General features: G+C 54.7%; 16 protein-coding genes. 3 read left to right on the forward strand and 13 right to left on the reverse strand.

Going from position 1 to position 21,806, the window contains the following annotated elements; translation table 11 throughout:
* Positions 1 to 31 precede the first annotated feature (31 nt).
* Positions 32 to 277 (forward strand): GlsB/YeaQ/YmgE family stress response membrane protein, encoded by a 246-nt coding sequence (locus AACY26_RS10205; RefSeq protein ID WP_339513631.1) that lies wholly within the window; start codon positions 32 to 34, stop codon positions 275 to 277.
* Positions 278 to 419: 142 nt separating this feature from the next.
* Positions 420 to 956 (forward strand): DUF3299 domain-containing protein, encoded by a 537-nt coding sequence (locus AACY26_RS10210; protein ID WP_339513633.1) that lies wholly within the window; start codon positions 420 to 422, stop codon positions 954 to 956.
* Between the two features lie 44 nt (positions 957 to 1,000).
* Here AACY26_RS10210 and AACY26_RS10215 read toward each other — a convergent pair whose 3' ends face one another.
* Positions 1,001 to 2,287, reverse strand: a complete 1,287-nt coding sequence (locus tag AACY26_RS10215) for a glycosyltransferase (protein WP_339513635.1) — start codon at positions 2,285 to 2,287, stop codon at positions 1,001 to 1,003.
* 310 nt (positions 2,288 to 2,597) lie between these two features.
* Between AACY26_RS10215 and AACY26_RS10220 the strand changes: the two genes are divergently transcribed.
* On the forward strand, positions 2,598 to 3,872 hold the full coding sequence (locus AACY26_RS10220) for an OmpP1/FadL family transporter (protein ID WP_339513637.1): 1,275 nt from the start codon (positions 2,598 to 2,600) through the stop codon (positions 3,870 to 3,872).
* A gap of 93 nt (positions 3,873 to 3,965) precedes the next feature.
* Here AACY26_RS10220 and AACY26_RS10225 read toward each other — a convergent pair whose 3' ends face one another.
* The 12 genes from AACY26_RS10225 to AACY26_RS10280 form a co-directional block, all read right to left on the reverse strand.
* Entirely contained in the window at positions 3,966 to 5,099 is a 1,134-nt protein-coding gene (locus AACY26_RS10225) for a T6SS immunity protein Tli4 family protein (RefSeq protein ID WP_339513639.1), read from the reverse strand.
* Positions 5,096 to 8,374: a phospholipase D-like domain-containing protein gene (locus AACY26_RS10230; protein WP_339513641.1), complete on the reverse strand. Its 3,279-nt coding sequence runs from the start codon at positions 8,372 to 8,374 to the stop codon at positions 5,096 to 5,098. The genes AACY26_RS10225 and AACY26_RS10230 overlap by 4 nt, the downstream gene beginning before the upstream one ends.
* Positions 8,375 to 8,380: 6 nt before the next feature.
* Positions 8,381 to 10,819: a type VI secretion system Vgr family protein gene (locus AACY26_RS10235; protein WP_339513643.1), complete on the reverse strand. Its 2,439-nt coding sequence runs from the start codon at positions 10,817 to 10,819 to the stop codon at positions 8,381 to 8,383.
* Between the two features lie 21 nt (positions 10,820 to 10,840).
* On the reverse strand, positions 10,841 to 11,860 hold the full coding sequence (locus tag AACY26_RS10240) for a serine/threonine-protein kinase (protein WP_339513645.1): 1,020 nt from the start codon (positions 11,858 to 11,860) through the stop codon (positions 10,841 to 10,843).
* Between the two features lie 9 nt (positions 11,861 to 11,869).
* Positions 11,870 to 12,601 (reverse strand): PP2C family protein-serine/threonine phosphatase, encoded by a 732-nt coding sequence (locus tag AACY26_RS10245; protein ID WP_339513647.1) that lies wholly within the window; start codon positions 12,599 to 12,601, stop codon positions 11,870 to 11,872.
* Positions 12,601 to 16,143: a type VI secretion system membrane subunit TssM gene (gene tssM / locus AACY26_RS10250; RefSeq protein WP_339513649.1), complete on the reverse strand. Its 3,543-nt coding sequence runs from the start codon at positions 16,141 to 16,143 to the stop codon at positions 12,601 to 12,603. Before tssM ends, AACY26_RS10245 begins: the two co-directional genes overlap by 1 nt.
* A complete protein-coding gene (gene icmH, locus AACY26_RS10255; protein WP_339513651.1) occupies positions 16,140 to 17,021 on the reverse strand; it encodes a type IVB secretion system protein IcmH/DotU in 882 nt (293 codons plus the stop codon). Before icmH ends, tssM begins: the two co-directional genes overlap by 4 nt.
* A gap of 2 nt (positions 17,022 to 17,023) precedes the next feature.
* Positions 17,024 to 18,355, reverse strand: a complete 1,332-nt coding sequence (gene tssK / locus AACY26_RS10260; RefSeq protein ID WP_339513653.1) for a type VI secretion system baseplate subunit TssK — start codon at positions 18,353 to 18,355, stop codon at positions 17,024 to 17,026.
* A 2-nt stretch (positions 18,356 to 18,357) separates the two neighbouring features.
* Entirely contained in the window at positions 18,358 to 18,840 is a 483-nt protein-coding gene (gene tssJ, locus AACY26_RS10265; RefSeq protein WP_339513655.1) for a type VI secretion system lipoprotein TssJ, read from the reverse strand.
* A 5-nt stretch (positions 18,841 to 18,845) separates the two neighbouring features.
* Positions 18,846 to 20,054 carry a type VI secretion system-associated FHA domain protein TagH gene (gene tagH, locus AACY26_RS10270; protein WP_339513657.1) on the reverse strand — a complete coding sequence of 403 codons (1,209 nt, stop codon included), beginning with the start codon at positions 20,052 to 20,054 and terminating at the stop codon, positions 18,846 to 18,848.
* A 19-nt stretch (positions 20,055 to 20,073) separates the two neighbouring features.
* The gene (locus tag AACY26_RS10275; protein WP_339513659.1) at positions 20,074 to 20,208 is read right to left on the reverse strand and encodes a type VI secretion protein; all 135 of its coding nucleotides are present in this window, start codon (positions 20,206 to 20,208) and stop codon (positions 20,074 to 20,076) included.
* 76 nt (positions 20,209 to 20,284) lie between these two features.
* Positions 20,285 to 21,796 (reverse strand): sigma-54 interaction domain-containing protein, encoded by a 1,512-nt coding sequence (locus AACY26_RS10280; RefSeq protein ID WP_339514099.1) that lies wholly within the window; start codon positions 21,794 to 21,796, stop codon positions 20,285 to 20,287.
* Positions 21,797 to 21,806 lie beyond the last annotated feature (10 nt).

The raw sequence follows: 21,806 nt of genomic DNA on the forward strand, positions 1-21,806 counted from the left end.
AAGCGCAATCACTTGAAATGGAGAGCAAGCCATGGGAATTATCGGCACAATTTTTATCGGTCTGATTGTAGGTCTAATTGCACGCTTCCTTAAGCCTGGCAATGACAGCATGGGCTGGATCATGACCATCCTGCTGGGTATCGGCGGATCGCTGGCAGCCACTTACGGCGGTCAGGCGCTGGGCATTTATCAAGCAGGCCAGGGCGCTGGCTTTATCGGCGCAATCGTTGGTGCGGTGGTACTGTTGTTTATCTACGCCATGGTTAAAAAGAACTGATTCAAGACTTAGTGGTCATGCAAGAAGCCGCCGCGTGCCAGCACATGGCGGCTTTTCTATTTGTAGCGTCGCTATTGTCATAGCTTGCATGCGTTGGCGTGCGGGATAAACTGCAGGCCTGCTTCTCGCCGAGATACTGTTGATGTTGCGTTTGATATTACTGCCGCTGTTGCTGGTCAGCAGCTTGGCCTTTGCTGAGCTACCTGAAACTGACTGGCTGGAGTTGATGCCTGCCGAAGACCAGCAAGCCTTGGAAGACATGCCGGAAATCACCCACGACAGCCCAGAAGACGACAGTACCTTCTATCAATCGGGCGGCCTCAAACAGCATGATGCAAAGCTTCCCGCCGTGATGTACTCGGCTAAAACCGTCGCGGCGTTTAACGGCAAGCAGATTCGGCTTGGCGGCTATCCCGTACCACTCGAAAGTGATGCCGAGGGGCGCAGCACGTTGTTCTTCCTTGTGCCCTATCCAGGCGCCTGTATTCACGTGCCGCCGCCGCCGCCGAACCAACTGGTGCTGGTGCGCTATGCAAAAGGTATCGCGTTGGAAGACATCTACGCGCCGCTGTGGGTCAGTGGTGAAATCAAGGTCGAGAGCGTCAGCAACGATCTTGCCGATGCGGCCTACGCACTGGATGCCAGCGAAGTGAGACTGGTCGAAGAAGCAGACCTCTGACCCAACTTATGGCGCATTTCAGCAGGCTTGTGTCTGTGGATAAGTTAGCTTTCGCTTTTGTTCTTCGCCGCAATCCACTGCGACATGTACTGCGTGCTCTTGAGCGTGTGGTGGCGGAGCATGCCACCGATGAAGTTATCACGGCGATGCGCGTCCAGATTCTCGCTTAGCTGGGCCAGCCGGTTGATCAATTCGCGTCCAAGGCGCTGGCGATCAAAGCGCTGTTGCAAAATCGCAGTGCCTTGCGCCTGGGCCTGCAGCCAGTGGTTTTCATCTTCATACAGCGCCACGGCGGCATCGACAAATGCGCTCGCGCAACCCACCACCGCTCCGCCCCAAGGCATCTCACCGTGCATCCCTTCGCTGCCAATTGCGGTAGTGATGCTCGGTGTGCCGCATGCCATTGCATCCGCGAGCTTGCCTTTAATTCCCGCACCAAAGCGCAGCGGCGCCAGGCACACCCGCGCTTGGCCCATGACTTGATGTGCGTCATCCGCCCAGCCCAGCACATGAAACCCTTGCTTGGGATTGTGCAGCGCAGTGGCTTTGGGCGGAGGATAGGCGCCGTAAACATGCAACTGAGCGTGCGGCAGCCGTTGGCGAACCAGCGGCCACAGCGCGTGCTTAAGCCACAACACCGAATCCCAGTTAGGTGCGTGGCGGAAATTGCCGATGCTGATGAAGTGCGCACGCTCAGCAAAAGGTGCGGGCTCGCTCGCGCTGGGAATTAGCATCAGGGCACAGTCATGCAGCAGTGTGGTTGGTACCGAGAACGCCTGTTGCAGTAATCGCATCTCGAATTCAGAGATCATCAGGCTCAGGTCACTGCGAAAGATTGCGGCGACCTCGCGCTTGGCCGTATCTGAATTGGCCATGACCTCAAACAGTTGGCCAGGGTCTGCCGAGACCGCGTCTACGCTCTGTTTGTCGGCTTCATTCGAGCAGGCTTGCTGGGCAACTTTCAGCAAGTGATGACGCGCTTCACGCAAACTGTGCAAGTCGCATGTGTCCAGGACTCTCATGGCTTCAGGGCAAGCACGTTCGACTCGCCAGGCGAACTGCTCCTCGGTAAAGAACCGGTCGAACAGCACCATGTCGGGCTGCAGTTCAGAGAGCCATTGGTCAAAGCTGTCGCAGTTAAGCGCAATTTGTACCTCAGCAATGCCCAGCTCAGCTAAGTCCGCGCGGTGCTCGGACAGCGCGGCGGCACTGGCGAAGGTCACTCGCCAACCTTGCGCGCGAAACAGTTCCAGCAACTCCATCATCCGGCTACCTGCGGCTGATGAACGTGGTTCTGGCCAGACATAGCCGATAACAAGGATGTTTTGCATGAGCAGAGAAGGGAGCCGGTTGCCGAAAGTACGGATTGTAACGGAGTTGGGCTGTGAGGTTTCCACGCTTCGCTTGGCGATCTACCTGTATTTATCTGCAGGGGCCGTGCAGATATAAATTTAATGCAATCGAGACTAGTAAACTCGACTTTTTTGACTATGTTTTACCCTAAAATGCGAGCAATCAACGGATACTGGCTTGCTGGAATACTCAGGTTCACCCAATGCTCCGAGCTGAACGAGAGCGATATTCCGCAAGTAGATTAAATCAAATGGTTAAGTGGTTTTAAACATACAAGGATATCTAGCCATGTTGCGCAAAGTTTTATCGTCTATCGCGCTGTTAGGCATTGCAGGAAACGTGTCGGCAGGCGGCATCATGGTCTATGAGGTTGGCCAAGAGGGCGCAGGCTTAGCCAACGCGGGCGCGGCTGTGTTGGTCACGGACCCCAGTATCCTGATGAACAACCCTGCTGGCCTGACCGCCTTGAAAGGCACCCAGGTCAACGCCAATGGCCAGTTGATGCTGGGCCACATCAATTTCTCGCGTGATAACGATAATACGATTGATGGCAACGAGGGCGGCAACGCCTTGAAGTACTTTCCCGGCGGTAGCGTTTTTGCCAGCCACCAGATAAATGATCGAGCCACTGTCGGATTCGGCATGGTGGGCAACTTTGGCTTGGCAGTGAATTATGACGATGATTGGGCAGGGCGTTACTTCACCCAAAAGTCATCGATCATTGGCGTCGCGTTCCAGCCTACGCTCTCCTACAAACTCACCGATGATCTTTCAGTTGGTTTTGGTCCGCGGGTTGTATTTGGCCGGTTCATCACGGAGGTGGCGGTAAACAATAACCCGCTTGGTATCGGTAATGCGGAAGATGGCCAGCTTAAATATCAGGATACGGACTGGGGGCTTGGGGTCACTGCCGGGCTTATGTATGACCTGAGCGATCGCACTCGCTTGGGACTGTCCTATGTCAGCTCGGTCAAGCTCGAGTTTGAAGACCAGCCGGATTTTGATGACATCAGCAACCCACTGCTCAACGTTGCCTTGGGCCGGATCAATGCTGATCAACTAAACGTCGACATGACCATCCCGCAATATGCCTTGGCGAGCATCTCCCACCAGCTCAATGACCACTGGACGATCCTCGGAAGTGCTGGCTGGCAAGACTGGAGCGAGTTCGGCAAGATCGGTGTCGAGGTTGACGGCAATCCTGATGGGTCATCTGTATCGCGCCAGGTTGATCGCAAATATAAAGACACTTGGCACCTGTCGCTCGGTGCACAAAATCAAATGACTAACAAACTGCGGATCAACATGGGGGTTGGTTACGACAGCTCCGCTGTCGACGATGATGATCGCACCGTCGATGTCCCAGTTGGCGCTGCCTGGCGCTTTGCTACTGGCCTTAACTACAAGGTCGATGAAAGCATGTCAGTCAACCTGAACTACACCCTGATATGGATGGATGACCTGAGCGTCGAGCAGAGCAAGAGAAATGGTCAAACCATCTCTGGCGAATACAAGAAAGCAGCGATTCATGTTCTTGGCGGCGGTGCTACCTGGCGCTTCTAGAGCACCCGTCACAATTGCCACAGCGCCGAGCGATCAATGAACGAACGCTCGGCGCTGAACAATGGCTGCAATAGCCGTTACAGCCCCAGTGTATTACTCGCCCAAGGTCAGCTTCATGCTTTTGGTCAGCGCTTTCAGGCTGGGCATAAGTGCTTCAGGCGGTGGTGTCAGGCCTGTTAAATCGTCGGTGCCTTGTTTAAAGGTCTTGGCTTGTATCGCGATCAGGGGTTTAGTCAAGCCGCCGATATGAGCCAGGCCAAACCATGCACGCTCCTTCTCTGCCGAGCCCGGCTTTGGATCAAGTCGCCAGCCGTCCATACCCACCAATTGCCTGTCGAAGTACAGCGACTCAATAAACGATGTTTTCTCCCAGTTTTCTCTGTCGTAGCCGGGGTTGTAATCGGTGTTGTAGGTGCCTGAGGTGGCCTTCATGTACGGGTCACCAGCAGAAGCATTGAGAATGGTGAATATCACGTTGGGTTCACGGGTAAAGCGCAGGCTGTTTTTGATACTGTACTTGGTTTTGCCATCATCGTGGATAAAACCATACGGGAAGCAAAAGCCCGGGCCTTTTGGCACTTCATACAAATCGCGTGGTTGAAAGCGTGCGATAAGGTCTTTAATGCGCTGTGATTTATTTTTATCGTTGCTTTTAAGCGAGAAATAATAAATACGATTCTTACGCCAAAGTAAGACATCGTAGATGGTAGATTTACCTCCAAGAAAGTAGGCGTCAGGGATATCTAGGTCGTGTTCATAGGCATGAGCAAGAGGGATATCGTGCTCTATTTTGGATATGTTTTCCTCCCAGCTTTTAATAGCATCTTCGATGCCTTCAGTGCTTTTCATGTTTTTTAATTCTAAGAGTATTTCATTTTTTCTCGCCAATTCTTTTATCAAACTTTTTTGGTATTGGCTGCGAGATTCTTTCGCGTATCTAGCAGCGCTATCAAGCACCGATCGCTCAACGATATCACTTACATAAATTACTAGGTTGCTATAGTCATAACTAGCATGTTCTCGATCACTAAAGACATGTTTAGAAAAGACGTGCCCACCACCACCGGTTATCCTTGCAACATAATTTGTATGAAAAGTTGCCCATTGCATGTCTTCTGGTACATCAAAGGTTAATCGGCCAATACATTCTTGGTGAACTGTGTCTGCTTGAGCCAGGTGAATTGGCAGCAACCAGCAAAAGCCTAGGCTCAATAATAATTTGTTCATGTGCGCTGGCCTTTGTCATTTTTGCTATTGGTTGTCATTGCAAGCGAGGCGTCATGCTCAAGCCCTTGCTGTTTCTGGTTTTGTGCAAGTAACGTCAGGTTGATACCTGAATCGTTGTTCTCTCCCCGTGTCCAGTTGATGGGTAGCGCGCAGATAAAGCCTTGTACACCAATTGGAGGGGAGAAACTTTTGACCGGTGTAAGAGAGCTTGAGCGCCAAAAAATTTCCTCATAAGGCATCGGCTCATATAATTCGCCTCTGCCATCTGGTGATTGGTAAACCCAAGTCGGCCAAACAGGCGTAGGGAAACCGTCTTCATAGTCTTCCATTTGCGGGGATACAAGCGGCTGAAGCTGGCTAATATTTTGTGGAATAAAATTGAATGATGTGTTGTAAATATCAGTATTTTTGCTTGAACGGGCCTGTATAGCTTGCCATGTTTTCTTCGCTGCCGGTTGCTCCAAATAGTTCTCTAACTCGCAGGCAGACTTAATAGAAGATGGCTTAGTGAGGCTTAACCCAAAATGTTTTTTCCAGAGGTCGATTCGCAATTGTTGAACAGCCTTGCTGACGGGCACTGCGTTTTCACCATCTAACTTGGCTTGAACAGGGGTGCTGTCGCGCACGATTACGGCCAGTTCTGAATCGCGGTCACCTTGTAGGCTGCGATCATTGATATTGGCGCTGCCTAGAATGGCAACTCGGTCGTCTGCTATCAATAATTTACTGTGGATATAGATTTGCTCGGTGACGACGCGACCGTTCAAGGTGTCCCAGTTACGTAAGTTGAGCAGGGTCAGGTATTGGCTCCAGTCTTGTTGCTCATAAACGGGGCGGTCCTTTCTGTCTTTGACCTCAATACCTTCAAGCGCTTCGGCTTTTGTGCGGCCTCGTTGCATCTGCTCATGCAGCGCCATATGTCGCTGAATACCCTTAACCAAGCTGTACTCACCAAATACTAAACTCTGCATGGTCAGGCTGACTTGGTGCATGATATTTAGGGTGTTCAATGTGCCTTCCGGGTGAACGGGTAACACCATATAAACGTGAAAAGGAAGTTCTTCATCAATGGCGCGACCGATGCGATTGACAAGGGATTGACCAATATCATTGAGCAACCCACTTTGCTCTTCTCCCAGTTTTTGGGTTACCCAGCCCGTTGCATTACTACTGAATATTGCCCACATGTCAGTTAAAAATTGCTTTGCTTCTGCACCTGGGTCTTGGGCTATAGAGTCAATTTCTTGCCAGTTAAGCTGCCAAATATCCTCGGCTTCTAGGGCTTCACGCAGACGAACACGAGCGACTAAATTTTGCGGCAAGGTCATTGGGTCACGTAGGCTTGCCATCGGACCAGATAGTTTTATACCTGGAAAATGTTCTTGCTCCTCACCAAAGGCGCTTTGAAAGAACTGGTTCTCAATATAGATAAACTGTTGAGCGCTGGAGATGGCTTGCTGCATGGCGCTTTTACAGTTGGCTTGCATGCCGCCGGTATCAATACCGGGTGGCAACGGTAGGTTAACTCCAGCTTTGCTGCGACCCTGCTGTTCTTGCTGGGTCATGCGTGCTGATGCGCTGCGCAGCACTTGCACACTCACGCCAGCAGCTTTGACGGCAGGTGGTTGCGGCAGTTGTTCAGGGGTTTGGATGAATACAGGCTCAGGCTTGCTAAATTTAATATCCAGTAAACCATCGACGTTAAGATGGTGTTCGAGATTTACGCCTTTAATAAGACGATTCAGCCAGATCATGATTGTCTCTAATGCTTTGCTGACAACTGCGGTGTTCTGAATTGATGGGGTGTCGGCAATGTAGGCTTGTTGTCCATTCCAACGATCAATAAAGTTGCGGGAAAGGTCGTAGACCGATGGCCCTTCAATTCGGCTGTGCACATCTTGCCAGGGCATGCGCGGCTGGTCTGCATCCAAGGTTGTATTGTTTGGGGATGCCAATGGCTGAGCATCCTCACTGAGGAAAGGATATGGCTGCTGATTTTCCCATGATTGGTTCTGCAACATTCCATAAATAAACCAAAGCACCGAGTTGGCTAGTTCATTGACGTTGCCCATGACATCTCCAGGCAGATCTTCATAGGTGCCTTTACTGATAATTTTCAGCACATGGCCTAGCTCTGTAGTGCTCATCCATTCGTTGATGAGCACAGTGCTTTTAATTCGTAATGACTCGGTGATGTTGTTTCCAGCAAGTTGCAGCTCATCGAGCCAGTTTATCAAGCGTGTTTTGAATGACTGCTCTAACGCTTGTGTGTCTAGGTTATCGCGGATCAGTTGAGCAACTGCTTTGCAGGTTTTTGCCAGAAGCTCGCGCTTTGTTTGCGCAATTGAAGCTGTAGCTTGATCAATACTCTGATTCGCACTTTCGAGTGCTCGGCCAATATCTTGGACCCAGCTCAATGCAGGGCTTTCCATAAAATTGGAAAGATAGTTTGCGCCATTCAACGCATTGGCCCTGCTTATGGGAATCGACATTTCAAGACTCAGGCTGCTGTCAATTCGACGCACTACATCAGGCACTAACTCAATACTTGCAACAGGTTTGGACAGGTCAAATAGCGTCGCCAGCATCAAGCCGTTTGCACTGACATGATCTTGAAGCTTCATCCATCCCAGTTTGGGTAGCCCTGGGTTGTAAGCATCGTTGCCTTTGCGAGTGCTGGCGTCGAGGCTAAAATTGTTGTCGTCTCTGCGCCCGTAGGCAAGATCAATACCGCCGACGTAGCCGATGCTATTGTCAATCACTACTGATTTTTGATGATGCGAGAAGGCAACACCCATGCCTTTCATATCGCTTTGTTGAATCGCAGGTGTACAAAAAGCTCTTGGGCCGCCAGTCAAGCCTGCATTTAGCTGGAAAATGGCCAGCATGGTTTCGAAGTCATAAGTGCCCATGGCGGCACTTGGGCTCAGCCAAGGCATTACATAGACTTTCAGTGAAGACGAGCGTTTTAGGGCTTGATAGAGGCACTGCCAAAGACTGCGTTCGCCATCAAGTAGTACGTCATAGTTGACCTGCCAGCCGGTAATGAAAATTGATTGATTAGCTTGGTCAATCGCACTCGCAAGGTTTTTGAAATAGTCCTCGCCCGTGGTAAAAAATTTAACCTCATTGCCCGTGCGCTTCGGGGCAAAAAGTCCTTGGCCTTTGAGGAAATAGTCCGGTGCGGAGTATGCGATACGCGCTTGGCCGTCTTGGGTATTAATCTGGCTAAGCTCTTTTACTCGAACGCCATTGTAAGCAGGATTGGTCGCCATGATTGATCAGCCTTTGGATTGAAGGTAGGTGTAGAAGTCAGTCATACAGGCGGTGTCCTGCTTACTGCGTTCGTGATCAAGTAACGATGGCGTGCCTCGATTTGGTGATACGCAGTCGTTGAAGTCTAATGCGCTAAGGGCGTGGTGCTCGCTGTCCCATTGAGGCTGCTCAAGGAACAAACGCAGGCTTACTTGCTGGCCCGGATAGGCTAGGAAGAGGCTTTGCGAGGCACTTGTGTAGGCTTTGGATAGCGTGGTTTGTTGGTTTGAGTCGAGCACTATTTGCCCTTGCTCATTGGTTTGGCCTTGCAACAATACCTGCTCTTTTCCTGTTTGCAGAATGCGCCAAGGTGTAAACGCTAATGGGAAGCCGTCTTCACCAGGTACATCACGCAACTCAATATTGAATACGTAATCGCGCGGTTCAACCAGGTCACGCGGTTGTAGTGTGCCAGGACTGGCGCTCTTCAAAAGGTCTCCAGCCTTGTCCGTATCTACTGGTAAAGGAATAACCGGCAGCAGCGCCGCAATTCCCGTCCCCTTGCCCGGAGATCCACCAGCGTTGTAGCGGATGATTGGACCGACCATGCTGATGCCGCTTGGGTCGAGTTTGATAAAGCTGCCGCCTGCTTGCAGGGTGAGTTCTACGCCTGCTTCGATGACCATTTTTTGTCCGGCCTTGAGGTGGATTTCGCGGCCGGCTTTGGTCAGTTGGGCGGTGCCGAGTTGGGTGTGTTGGCTGACACCGATGCTCAGGTGGTCGTTGGCTTTGGTTTCGATTTTGCGCGCGCCGGTAACGGTCACGTGTTCTTCGGCTTTGAATTCACTGAAGCTGTTGGCTTCGACGGTGTCGTGGCGTTCGTTGCCGATGTGGATTTTCTGGTCGTGTTCGATGTTTTCATCGAGGTCGCGCTGGGCGTGGATAAATATTTGTTCTTCGCCCTTTTTGTCTTCCAGGCGCAGTTCGTTGTAACCGGCGCCGCCCGGCGTGCTGAGGGTTTTAAAGGTGCTGCGGGTTTTGTTCGCAGGCAGGGCATAAGGCACATTGTTTTCTGCGTGGTACAGGCAGCCGGTAACCACGGGTTGATCGGGGTCAGCCTCAAGAAAGGTCACCAGCACTTCCATGCCGATACGAGGAATGGCGATGCCGCCGTATAGGTCGCCTGCCCAATTCGAGGCGACGCGCAGCCAGCAGCTGGATTTGTCGTCGCCGCTGCCTTCGCGGTCCCAGTGGAATTGCACCTTGATGCGGCCGTACTGGTCGCAGTGAATCTCTTCGCCCGCAGGGCCGGTGACCACCGCGGTCTGGCTGCCCAGTACTTGTGGCTTGGGATGCAGCAGCGGGGGGCGGAAGGGAATATCCCAAGGGGTTGCGATAAAGCTATTGCGGTAGCCCTGCTGGAAGTCATCCGTGTCGCCAACGTCATGGGTCATGGATTCTTCGAGCACTTGCGGTTGTTTACCTTCATGGCGAACCTGATGGATCAGCCACAAATCATTCCATTCGCTGCGCGGGTGATCTGAAATTTCCAAAAAGTGACCGCTGATCAACCCCGGTTGGTCGCTGTTACCTTCGGCCAAGCGATAGTCACTGCGGTGGCGTTCAACTGCGCGTTGGCTCAGGTGCTTGCCGCGTTCGCGCTCGCTGAAGCGGCCGGGATAGCTGTAGTCTTCCAGGTCTGGCAGGGCTTTGGCGTCTTCGTCTTGTGGCTGTTTGTAGGCAGCTTCAAGCTGCAGGCGCGGCGTCTCAAAGTTGTAGTCACGTTGGGTGACACGGCTGCTGCGCGTTTGCTGGCGCATGGCAAAGCGGCGGATCGCCGGTTCATTGGCAACCATGCCGCTGCCGGGTAAATAGACGGTCGGCTGGCCCAGTTTGGGGAATACGCTTTGGTCATCGCCAAACACCAGCATGTGGGCATCAGGGCTGTGCTGGAAGTGGTAATGAATACCTTCCTCTTCGCACAGGCGCTGAATGAAATGCAGGTCGGTTTCATCGTACTGCACACAATATTCGCGGGGCGGATAAACAGTCGGGCCCAGTTGGAATTGGTAGCTATTGCTGAGGATGCCGTGCTCCTCCAGCACCGCGCTGATGATTTGCGGCACGTTCAGCGCTTGATAAATACGCTGGTTGGTGCGTCGCGCCAAGTAGCTCAATTGCGGCACGATAGTTAATTGATAGCGGGTCAGGCGCTTGCCTGACTCGCGCTGGGCGAAGCTCTGGATGATGCCGTGAATACCCGCGCCTTGCGGGGTAAAGGCCAGAAATGCGGTCTTGCCGAGCAGGCTTTCAAGGTCGATATCGGGTTGTTCGCTGACCACCTCGATTTGAAACAGGTAAGGCTGGCTGATGCGTTCAACGCCTGTGAAGTTGAGTACCTGCAAATCGTGCGGCTGGTCTTTGATGCTCAGGCTGAAATGGGTTTCATTGGCCGGATTGAACATATCGGTTTCCTTGTGCAGTAATCATCCGTGGGCACCTTTTGACGAGAAATGATTCAGCCATCCTGTTCGTCTTGCAGGCTCGGGCGTTTGGAACGCATGCAGTAGTTCGGTGCAGCACTGGCTGCGGTGTTGCGGTTCGAAGGCGATCGCCTTGAGCAGCGCATCCCAGCAAAGTTGCGGGATCTTGTCGGGGCGTTGCAGTTGTTGATCAAGTTTTATGTTCATCGCCTGGCGCGCACTGAGGCGCTGGAACGGATGCTTGCCGCTGCTCAGTTCAAGCAGTACACAGGCCAACGCATAAATATCGGCTGCCGGGGTGAGTGGCTCACCGTTGATCAATTCCAGGGCGGCATAGCGCGGTGTCCAGGCGTTGAAGCGTGTGCGCGACAGGCGCGGCAGGCCTGTTAGCAGGCCTTCCATTGGCTGGCCGAGGCCGTAGTCAAATAAGCGCAAGCCATCATCGGCGAGCAGTACGTTGCTCGGCTTTATATCGCCATGAAGCACGCCTTTTTGATGCGAGTAGAGCAAGGCCTCAATCAGTGGAATGGCAATGCTGCGCAGTTCATCCCAGGGTAAACCGTGAGGCTGGTCGCAGAGCAACTGATCAAGAGTCGGGCCTTTCAACAGCTCAAGGGTGATGAACGCCCGCTTGCTTGATATATCGACATCAAAGTTGAACACGCGCACCACATTGGCGTGTTGCAGTTTGGATGTGAGGGCAAACTCACTAAACAACAGTGCATTGGCGTCGGGGTATTCAGCGAAGTCATCGCTTACGGTTTTGAGTGCAATGTAGGGATCGGGGTCGCCAAATTGCTCACGTAGCAGATCCCGCGCGCGATAGACCACGCCCATGCCGCCAACACCCAGCAGGCGCTCAAGTTTGTAACGACTGCCTAATATCTCCGCCATCTCGCTTAGCTCGACTGGCGCTTGTGGCGGCGCCGATCTGGCGGCATTTTCAGCGAAGGCAAAGTAGGTCAGGTCATTGGGCTCGTCATTGAGCGCTGCTGGCGTGTCGGTGGCGTTTGGGCTAGTCATTAGGCGTCCTCATTGGCGCACCAATACGGCGCTGAGGTTGTCGCGGGCGGGGCCATCAAGCACTTGGTCAAACATCCGGGAAATGGCCAGGTGTGGTGATGACAGGTTGAGCTGGGCGCTGATCGAGTCGGCGCTCAGGCTTTGGTACAAGCCGTCACTGCAGAGCAAGAACGCATCATTGGGAAACACGTCCAGCTCGATTGTTTCCAGTTGCAGGTCTTCATAGGCACCAATGGCGCGGGTTAGGGCATGTGAGCCGGGATGGAACCTGGCCTGCTCGGTGGTGATTTTTTTCTCGTCGATCAATTGTTGAGCGAGGGAGTGATCACGAGTCAGTTGGTAGAGGCGGTTGCCTCGCCACAAATAGCAGCGGCTGTCGCCAGCCCAGACACAGGCCGCCCGTTCACCATCAATCAGCAGCGCGACTACTGTGCTGCCGATGATGGCGTCGGGGCGGGCGGCGGTGACGGTCAGTTCCTGGCCGAGCCGCCGGTTCAGGTCATGCAAGCATTTGCGCACATGCTTGAGACGCTCCTCCAGCTCGCACTCATGGGGTAACTCAGCGAGCTGCTCGACGATCAAACGACTGGCCAGGGCACCGTTCTGATGGCCGCCCATGCCGTCGGCGACCACCCACAGGCCGCGCTCTGGCATGGCCAGGAACGCGTCCTCATTGCGTGCTCGCACTTTACCGGTCTCGGTTCGTGCCACACTTCGCCAGCGGCTTGCTGCGCCCTGCATTAGAGCGCAGCCGGCAGTCTGAAACTGCGCAACATGTTGATGTCAAAGGGGTTTGGTGAGCGCTGGCTGTGCAGCAAGTAGTTCGCACGTAAGCCACCCAAATCAGCTTTAAGCAGCAACACATCGCGGCCGCTGTGGTAGTCGACACTCATCAGGTCAAGCAGGCGAAACAGTGACCATGGCCCGTTGTTTTTCTCAATCCCAACACGGCGGCCATCGAGTTCCTCAAGAACCAGGCTGGTACGACCTTCGTTCGCCTGGGCTGGCCAACTGAACGAGGTTTGTACAATTGGCCCGTGGCGGTACTCGAGGTTTTCATCGCCGAAGCGGAAGTCGGCTCGTGCCAGGCTTGAGTCCAGTGAGTAAGGCTCCAGGGTAAACAGCACCTGCGGCTCGTTGGGGTTCTCGGCAAAGAAGCTGCGGCGAATGGTTTGAGCATTGCCCATTTGACGTAGGAAAGACCCCGAAATCGGCATGCCTTGGTCATCGACTCGACGCAATTGATACTTGCCGGCGCTGCCACGAACAAAGGGTTTGAGGTAGCTGTCGAAGAAGTCCTGGGCAATACCGCCGGCCTTGAAGAACTCCCGGAAGTCGGCAATGGCGACGTCGCTGTCACTGTCAGCGCTAAATGGATAGCGATTGCGCAGCGAGTTGCGATAAGCGCCGTACAGTTCACTCTTGTAGCGCTTGTTGAGATAGCCATAGGCCTCATTCAAGGTCAGCGTCCAGCTGCCGATTGCCAAGGGTTGGATCCAGCCCTGGACGGGCATTGGCAAGCGTGCCGCCGCAGCTGTCACCTGGTCGATCGCATTCGAGCGACCTCCCATGCGGCCTTTGGCCTGCTCAAACGCCGATTGCTCCGGTGCGCTGGCATTGGCCAGGCTGTTGAGTTGGATTTGCAGCTCGCTCAAGGCTTGCTGGGTTGCTGCCAGCTCTGGGCCTGGGCCACCTTCTTTATCCAGCAAGCGATGCAACGGCTCGAACTGGCGTTCGAGGGTTTTGCGTGCAGTGGCTGGCAAGCTGTCGGCCAAGGATGTCTTGGCTTGCTCTGCGGCGGCGGCAGCCAGGCGCGCGGCTTTACCAAGCTTACCGTTTACACCTTTGACTTTACCTGCGGCGGCCACACCATCTGCGACCTCGGCAAGGCCGGCAAAGCGCGTGTTGTCGCGAACTTCGACCAGCAGCTTGACCAAGGGTGAGTTGGCTGCGGTGAGTGCGGCCAACTCTTGCGAGCCTTGAGTGGTGCCAGTGATCGGCTGGATGGAAATCTTCGCCAGTGCCTCGCTCCAGTAATTGGCATAGTCGCGGAAGTACAGCTGTTCCATTTCAACCAGCAAACGGCTCAAGTCCTTGCTGCTCAAGGTGTCGGACTTGTCGTCGCCCAGCACCCAGTTGTCCTGCAGGATGTTGCGGACCAGATCGCTGCCCTGAGCGACAAACATCTTCTGATAGCCCGTCTGGGTGTAGAAGCCGGGAATGGTGTAATCGCTGCCGATAAACAGCGGCGCTTGCGGACCAAGATTCTGGCTTAAACGATATTCCGGGAGGCTGCGCGCCTGATCGCGAAGCATGCGGTACACCACATTTGCCAGGGATTCACTGCGCAGCACCTGGCGAGCTTGCGCAACCAGTTGGCTGTTTAGTGAGTAGGGCCTGAACGGGCCACTGAGCAAGCGTGCAAAGTGATCGTTAAGGCGCTTTTGCGCGCTGCTGTTGCCGGAGTAGCTTACGGACCAGTCCGCGGCCATCCAGTCTTGCAGGTAGGCAGGATCACGGCGTGATTCCAGGTTGAGCATGAGGTAGGCGCGCAAGCTGTTGAGCAGCCGCTCGCGGTCATTCATGTTGGCGCGGATTTGCGCCTCAAGCTGACGCGCGACGCGGGGTAGCAGGAGTTCTTCGAGCTCGGCGCGATAGGCACTCTGCACCACCGGATCTACGTCCTCGCCTTGGTACAAACCGGTGCGCTGGAAGTAGGACACATCATCAATCGGCGGGAATACCCGGGTTGCCGCGTAGCTGTTATCCAATGCGCCGAGGATGCGCAGCGCGTCGTCCTGGGGTGTGATTTCAGCACGTTGTTGGGTTAGATCCTGGGCAACGCTGCGCACTTGCTCCAGGCGTCCGTAGTTGGACGAGAAGCCATTGGCCCAAAGGAAACCGAAGATTGCCAGACACGCGATAGCACATCCGTACATGATCCGGTGACCCCAGTCGATACGGCGAACTTCGCGTTTATCCAGCCCGGCAAGGTCTGACTCAGGAAAGATGACACGGCTCAGCAACTGGTTGATAAAGCGGGTGCGGCCTTTGCGGAAGGTCGGCAGGGCGCTGTTGATCAAGCCAAGGTTGTCGCCAATGCTGGCGGTCGTGCCGTCCAGTTGGCTATCGAGTTCCGGCGCGCTGGTGAAATAGAATCCACGCAGGCGGCTGGCGCGTTGATAGCGGTTGCCGCTGAAGGCCAGTTCGATGAACAGGCACAGGCGCTCACCGACCTGGCCAAGCTGGTGCGGAAAGTCGAGGATACGGCCCCGGCGCAAGGTGTCGCGCTCTTGGTGCATGCGCAAAATGACTTGGCTGTTGAGGCGTGTCAGCAGGGCCTCGAACTCGCGGCGCACGACTGGGGTGTCGCTGCTGTTTTGATCCTTGCGGAAACTGGCACCAAGCACCTGGTCGCTTTCTTCGCGGGAGAGCTGGTCGAAGAACTCGTCGAAACCGAGGATTTTGTCGGCTTTGCTCACGGCCAGGTAAACCGGCACATCCGCGCCCAGACGCTGGTGGATTTCCTGCAAGCGTTGACGGGTCTGGCGTGCCAGTGTTTCCAGGGCTTGCTCGGATTTACCCTGCAGGTCATTCAGCCCGATATTGATCAGAACGCCATTGAGCGGCCGGGCGCGTCGTTTGCGCAGCAAGTCGAGCAGGGTGGTCCAGGCGCTGCCATCGACTTGTGGCTCAGGTTGCGTCAGGTAGCGTCCGGCGGTATCGATCAGCACGGCATGTTCAGCGAAGTACCAGTCCGCATAACGGGTACCGGATACATTCTTGGTCATGCGCGAGGCGTCGCCACGGTTGAGTGGGAACTCCAGGCCGGAGAAATCCAACAGGCTGGTTTTACCACTGCCTTGTGGGCCTATGACCAGGTACCACGGCAGGTCATTGCGCCAGCGTTCGCTGCGACCTTTGTACATGCTCGAGCGCTTGAGGGTGCGCAATGCGTCCTTGAAACGGCGGCGCAACTCATGCTGTTCATCGCTGATCTGGCCTTCACGACGCAAACGCTCTTGCGCTTGCTCGTCGTTCTCATCGGCTTTCTTTTGTGCAGAGGCACGCCAGCTGACGAATACCATCGTCAGGCCCCAGATCAGGAACAGCAGGCTGATGGTCAACAGGCGGCTGGTGGCCGACGCCCAGAACTTGTAGTCGTTGACCGCGAACAATGGGCCAGCGAACCAGATAATCAGGGCAATGAAAAGAACCAGCAACAGGCTCCAGACCCAGGTTTTACGCAGGAATACGGCTACTTTGCCGAAAAAACTATTCATTTAGGATCATCCATGACCGTAGCTGAGGTCGGTAGATTTTGCTGAAATGGCTCAAGCGTGGTGTCACGTTGTTCGCTCAATACCCAAGCGAAACCGCTGTACATAACACCCAGGCATATCAGGGTGAAAAGCGCGACCATCCACCACGGGACAATGCGTACCAGGCGATTGCGAGCATCTTTCAAACCTTCCCAGTGGGGCGAAATGTCCCGTGGGATATCGCCGCGCAACTGACGAATTTGCCGGTAAAGGCTATCGCGTACCGCTTCGAGCTCAAGCATCCCGCGTGGGAGCACGCGGTACTTGCCTTCAAAACCGAGCGACAGGCACAGGTACATCAGCTCCAGCATCGGCAAGTGTTTGACCGGGTTGCGGGCGAGGCGCTCAAGCAGCATGAAGAACTTCTCGCCGCCGAAGGTCTCGTTATGAAAGCTGCTCAGCAGGCTCATTTTCGACCACTGGCTTTCATTGCCCCAGGCCGTTGTCACCACCGCTTCGTCAATCACGGTACAGAGCACATAGCGTGCAGCCATGACCTGGCTGTTGTCGGCGCCTTCGTTGAGTGAGCTGTGCTCGAACAAGCGAATCGCACTGCTCAGGCGTTGATGCAGGCTTGAAAGGTCTTCGTGTTCGTAGCTGTGCTTGAGCCGGACCACTTCGGAGAGTAATGGCGAAGCCGCAGCCACCAGCGGATTGAGGCTGATATTGAAGCTTTCCGAAGGGCGCAGGCGGGCGGCGTAGATCATCCGCTCTTCAAGCTGTTCGAATTTTGGCGCAGTGGCAAAGTCGGTAAGCGGACTTTGTGCGGGAGCGCTGCCGTCTCGGCTCAGAATGACGGTCTGGTCACCCTGGCTGTAATTATCATCCTTGTTGCTCATAATCAGTTCCTGATCGCCCAGAATTTCAGCTCAAGCTCAGTCAGCTCGCCGGAAACGTGAAATGCGAAGCCGCCGGAGCGCTCCAGTTGTGCACGTTCTTCGGTGGTCAATTCCAGTGCGAAATAAGTTTTGCCGGAGTGGAATGGAATCTGCCGTGGTGCCACCGAAAGTGGCTTAACCTTGATGCCTGGCAGGTGCAGATTTACCAACTGGCGAATACGCTCAACCGGTGCGACCTTGAGGTGCGCGGGCAAGCGTCGGCGCAGTTCTTCAGAGTCACACTGAGCACTGGCTGCAAGCACGAACGATGAGCTGTTAAGCAGCTTGTGATCGTGTAGTGGCGATACCTGAATCCCGTATTGACGCTGTTGCAGCAGCAATTCGATTGCGTGCTGTTCGAGCACCATCGACAGCAACTGGCGCAAGGCGTCCATCAGCTTGCTGAAGCTCTGTGCCTGGTCGCTGTGCAGGTAATAGCTGTCCAGCCGTGGGCGTTTCGTTTCACCAGAGTAGGTCGCCAATTCGCCGAGCAAGGCCAATAGTTCACGGTAGATATGTTCAGGGTGAACGTGCTCGATGTTCAGGTAATGGCGCAGCACCGGTTCTGAGCGATTGATCAGCTGCAACATCAGGAAGTCGCCAACTTCAGCGCCTGCGACTTTGCCGGATGCGCGAATTCGTTCGGCGAGGATATCGCCGCGGTGGCCAAGCATGCTGATGACTTCTTTCAGGCACGACAGCAAATAACCCGATGCCTTGAAATTGACATAGCTCGGCATGAACTCGGTGTCGAGGCTGACAACCCCGGCCGGGGTGCTATCAAAAATCACGCACAGCTGTAGCTTGACGAATGCCTGATCGCTTTGTTGATCGCCCAACAGCAAGCGAAAGTCCGGACGCGCGCAGCTGACCTGGCTGTTGGCTGCGTCATCGGCATTGGAGTCGGCAACATCCTCAACCACGGCGGTGTAGCGTGACAGCACATCTTGTTGTTCTGGCCGGCGACTTTCGATGTGATTGCCGGTGACCAACGGCAGCGCCAGGTAAACCGGGGTGTTGCCCGTGCTGGGTGGTATGTCGATGACCAGCGGCTCGCGCTCACTGCCAAGGTCGAACAGGCTGCCGTCGGGCAGCACGCCGCTGGCCTTGCTCACCACCAACTTGCCCATGTTGAGGAATTGGCGGTCGATCTCCAGCTCAAAGAAGCCCCAGGCATAGCTCTCAAGTTTTTGCGTGCGGGTCTTTAACTGGTAGTCGTAGTAGCGGTCATTCTGTTGAAAATGCTGCGGGCGCAGCAGCATTCCTTCTTGCCAGACTACTTTATGCTGACTCATGGTTAGTCCTTATCCGCATCAGCGTCGGACAGCGCATGAATGCCTTGTTCATCAAGGCGCAGGTTGATCTGGTTCAGCGCTTTGTCTTGCAGCGGGATGATGAATTGCCATTGGGTTTCTGGCAGGTCGCGATAGGCTGCAAGCACACCGACATAACGGCTGCCTTCATTGACGGTCAGCTTCAACTGACGGTTTTCGCCCGGACGTAACTCAAGTTCTTCAAGCGCGACAAGGTCAGGCGAGAGTGCTTCTTTTGGACGCTCATACAGCGAGAAGAAATCTGCATTCTCAAAGGCGACCGGGTGCTTGAGCTCCATCAGCCGGATCACGATTGGCGAAGGTCGGTTGCTGATGTCGGGGTTGAGGTCGCTGCTGCCTGACAGGTTGAGCTCCAACTTGGTGTAGTTCGAGTAAGGTGACAATGCCGAACAGCCTGCAAGAGTCAGCAGGGCGGCGATGACGAATAGGGAAATCAAGCGTTGCATGGAAATCATCCTTGGACGTCGTTGTTAAGTGTGGCGATCAGGCGGACCTGTTCTTCGTAGGTTGTGGAAAAGTCGCGGGCAAACAGGCGCTCATTCCATTCATTGTTTTGTTCGAGGCTGTTGTGCAGGCGTCGATACGCGCGCCAGCGACTGCCCGAGGTGGCCATCAGCGGCTTGCGGCCGTCGCGTTCAAAACGCAGGATCAATTGCTCGGGCGAAAGCTGCTCGAAGACACCTTTGACCGCTGCGCGACTGGCAGCCAGCAAGGCCACTTGATGCGCTTGCAGGTCACGAAAACCACGGCCTATGGCTTGCTCTGCTGGCAATTGCCCCGGCTTTTGCCCGCGCAACAATGTGTTCATCACTTCGTTGGTGTCGGTGCTGAGCTTTAGCGGGTTGTTACCCGCGCTCTGCACGGTCGTCAGGGCCAGGCGCATTTCGTTTTTCAACTCACTGCGTGTGCGCAGGCTTTGTTGCAAGCTGGCTACGCTTTGCTTGAGCAACTTGGCAGCCTTTAGTGCCAGGGCTTCACGGGCGGACTCATCGAGGTCGTTGAGTGGCACGCCAAGCGCTTCGGAAAAGCGCTGCCAGAACTCGTTGGACATCGGCTGCGGGATTGGTGCCTGGGCCTGGCTGGCCGGTGCTGCCTGGGGCGTGACCAGCTCGGGAACCAGCAGGTTCTCGGTCTCGACCTGTGCGTAATCATGCTGCTGCGCATCGGTCAGCTCTGGAACATCAAGCGCTGCCAGTTCGTCCGTCTCTACATAGCCCTGCCTTTGTTCTTGCTGGTCCATCGCGGTGAGTGGATCCAGATCGAGAAACGCGTCATCTGGAATGATGCTGCTGCCGGTGTCATGCGGCCGGCCCAGGTCCGCCTCGAACTTGCTTGGGTCCTGGATCAGGCGCGCGCGCACCTCGAACTCGCCAAGGCAATAGATGCTGCCGTGCTCAATGCGATGTGGTTCTTGCTTGCGCAGGTTGGCACCACTGTCTTTGAGCTGGATACCATTGCTGCTGACATCGGTCAGGTAGAAACCGCCATCGCGAAAACTGACTTCTGCATGGCGACTCGAAAGCACGCGTTTGCGGTCGGGAAGCAACCAGTCACAGGTCTCCGCACGGCCAATAATCCCGCCGGCTTGCTTGAAGGTTTTGCTGGTTGCAAGCCCTGGCAAAAATTGCTGGGCACTGACCACGTCGAATACCAGTTCCATGGTGCTAATACTCCTGAGATCAGTTACCGCGATCGTTAGCTTGCGGATCGCCTAAAGGGCGAAATTCATCGTCGTTAAACTTGTAGTTGCTGCTGCAACCAGCAAGTGTCAGCACTACAGCTAGCAGTGCTATGGCCCATACGTGCGGCTTCATATCGAGTCCCTCTTGTGTCATCGCTGGCAGAGCACAGCGGGTTTTAAGTGGTGTTATTGAGTTGTTTTTATGCAGCTCAAACATCGCCTGGGTTGATGTTCAAGCGTTCCATCCGGTACAGCAGGGTTCTGCGTGGCAGCCCAAGTTCGCGTGCCGCCTTGCTTTGGTTGCCACGGTTTTTGCGCAGGCTGTCGAGCAAAAAGTTACGTTCGACCTGCTCCATGCGCTGGCGCAAGCTGGTTGCCGCGTCAGTGCCAGTTTCGCGATTGAGGTTGAAGTGCTCAGGCAACAGCTCATTGCCCTCACACAGCAATACCGCGCGCTCGACCAACCCTTTGAGCTGGCGCACGTTGCCGGGAAAGCTGTATTGCGCGATGGCTACCAGGGTCTCTTCCGAACAGGCGCAGGGTTCGCGCTTGAGGAATTTGCAGGTGTTATCCACAAAGTGGCGGGCAAGCAGCGCAATGTCGTCATTGCGCTCACGCAGTGGCGGTAATTCGATTGGGAAGTGCGACAGGCGATAGAACAAGTCTTCGCGGAACAAACCCTTTTCGACTTGGCTTTGCAGGTCGAAATGGGTGGCTGCAATGATCCGCACATCCACGTTATGCGTATCGTTGCAGCCCAGCGGGCGAACCTCACCCTCTTGCAGCACGCGCAGCAGTTTGGCTTGCAGGGCAAGTGGCATATCACCTATTTCATCTAGAAACAGGGTGCCGCCGTCTGCCGCATCAAACAGCCCTTTGTGGTCACGATCAGCGCCAGTGAAAGCCCCTTTGCGATAACCAAAGAGCTCACTTTCGAGCAGATGCTCAGGCAGTGAAGCGCAGTTTTGTACGACGAAATTCTTGCTTCGACGCGAACCACAATTATGAATCGCCTGGGCAACCAGCTCCTTACCAGTGCCGGTTTCACCGGTGAGTAATACGCTCACCGGATTGTGCAGCACCTTGCCAATCAGCTGGTAAACATCGCGCATGGCCTGGCTGTTGCCGATCAGGCCATAACCGCTGGCGCAGGCCGCTTGCAGGCTTTCAGGTTGTTGCGCCTCGGTGCGCGGCGGCTGCAGGCGATGCATCAGTTGCAATTGGTTGACCCCGAAATTACCGAGGAACCTCAGTGAGTCAGCAAAACCATGCAGGTCTTTGGCTTGGTGGCTGGCGCACAGTAGAAGACCACTGACATGTTGCTGTTTGTCGACAATGGGCAAGCACAGCAAGCTGCGCCACGACTGCTGCGTAACGGGTAGAAACTCGGTTTGATGCAGGCTGTTGTCGAGTTCGCTTAGGCTCAATACGCGGTTTTGGCACAGGCAATATTGCAGCAGTTGTTCACCGTCATAATCGCTCGGCAAACTGTCAGCAGCCTGTGGTTGGAGCAAGCCATCGAGCCATTCTGCACTGAGCGTCAGGCGTGTATGGGTGCTGTCCAGCAGGTAAAGCTGGCTTAGCGCTGAACCCGAAAGGCCAGCGGCTGCCTCAACCAGCCCATTGAGCAGGTTGTCGGCATTATTGGCTTGAACCAAATTCGCCAAGCGCTGCAAGAGCCCCTCTGCATAGCGCAGTGGCTGTGGCACCTGACCGAGAATGGAGGGCAGG

The organism is Pseudomonas sp. RL_15y_Pfl2_60, from assembly GCF_963970595.1.
Taxonomy (GTDB): Bacteria; Pseudomonadota; Gammaproteobacteria; order Pseudomonadales; family Pseudomonadaceae; genus Aquipseudomonas.